General features: G+C 68.1%; 1 protein-coding gene and 1 pseudogene. Both read left to right on the top strand.

All coding sequences use genetic code 11. The features are described 5' to 3' along the window. Nucleotides 1-490 (top strand): annotated as a pseudogene (locus tag GUY61_RS38200) (2-oxoglutarate ferredoxin oxidoreductase subunit alpha); the annotation flags it as partial. After that, nucleotides 483-1,555, top strand: a 1,073-nt coding sequence (locus tag GUY61_RS38205; RefSeq protein ID WP_166634876.1) for a 2-oxoacid:ferredoxin oxidoreductase subunit beta, incomplete at its 3' end; no start/stop codon positions are given. The pseudogene GUY61_RS38200 and the gene GUY61_RS38205, both read left to right, overlap by 8 nt.

Genomic DNA, 1,555 nt, shown 5'->3' on the forward strand with positions numbered 1-1,555 from the left:
CCCCTGGGCCATCCCCGGCACCCCCGGCCTCGAGCACCGCATCGGCGGCATCGAGAAACAGGACGGCAGCGGGAACATCTCCTACGACCCCGCCAACCACGACCTGATGGTCCGCACCCGCCAAGCCAAGATCGACAACATCGAGGTCCCCGACCTCACCGTCGACGACCCCCACGGCGCGGCCACCCTCGTCCTGGGCTGGGGCTCCACCTACGGCCCCATCACCGCCGCCGTCCGCCGCCTGCGCGCCCAGGGCCACTCCATCGCCCAGGCCCACCTGCGCCACCTCAACCCCTTCCCCGCCAACCTCGGCGAGGTCCTGCACCACTACGACAAGGTGATCGTCCCCGAGATGAACCTCGGACAGCTCGCCACCCTCCTCCGCGCGAAATACCTCGTCGACGCACACTCCCACAACCAGGTCAACGGAATGCCGTTCAAGGCCGAGCAGCTCGCCACCGCTCTCAAGGAGGCCGCCCACCATGGCTGAGACGACGACGCCACCCACCACGGGGCACACCCCCCAGGCGCTGGCGCTGGTCCCCCGGGCCGAGGCCGCACAGTCCATGAAGGACTTCAAGTCCGACCAGGAAGTACGCTGGTGCCCCGGCTGCGGCGACTACGCGATCCTCGCCGCCGTCCAGGGCTTCATGCCCGAACTCGGCCTCGCCCGCGAGAACATCGTCTTCATCTCCGGCATCGGCTGCTCCTCCCGCTTCCCGTACTACATGAACACCTACGGGATGCACTCCATCCACGGCCGCGCCCCCGCCATCGCCACCGGCCTGGCCACCTCCCGCCGCGACCTGTCCGTCTGGGTCGTCACCGGCGACGGCGACGCCCTGTCCATCGGCGGCAACCACCTCATCCACGCCCTCCGCCGCAACGTCAACCTCAAGATCCTGCTGTTCAACAACCGCATCTACGGCCTCACCAAAGGCCAGTACTCCCCCACCAGCGAACTCGGCAAGATCACCAAATCCACACCGATGGGCTCCCTCGACGCCCCCTTCAACCCCGTCTCCCTCGCCATCGGCGCCGAAGCCTCCTTCGTCGCCCGCACCGTCGACTCCGACCGCAAACACCTCACCGAAGTCCTGCGCCAGGCCGCCACCCACCCCGGCACCGCCCTCGTCGAGATCTACCAGAACTGCAACATCTTCAACGACGGCGCCTTCGACGCCCTCAAGGACAGACAACGCGCCGAGGAAGCCGTCATCCGCCTCGAACACGGACAACCCATCCGCTTCGGCACCGGCCACTCCAAAGGCGTCGTCCGCGACCCGGCCACCGGCGACCTCAACGTCGTCACCATCACCGACGACAACCAGGACCGCATCCTCGTCCACGACGCACACAACCCCAGCCCCACCACCGCCTTCGCCCTCTCCCGCCTCGCCGACCCCGACACCCTCCACCAGACCCCCATCGGCGTCTTCCGCTCCGTAGACCGCCCCGTCTACGACAACCAGATGGCCGACCAACTCGAAACCGCCGTCGAACAACACGGCAAGGGCGACCTCACCGCCCTCCTCACCGGCAACGACACCTGGAC

It is taken from the genome of Streptomyces sp. GC420 (genome assembly GCF_009916105.1).
Classification (GTDB): domain Bacteria; phylum Actinomycetota; class Actinomycetes; order Streptomycetales; family Streptomycetaceae; genus Streptomyces.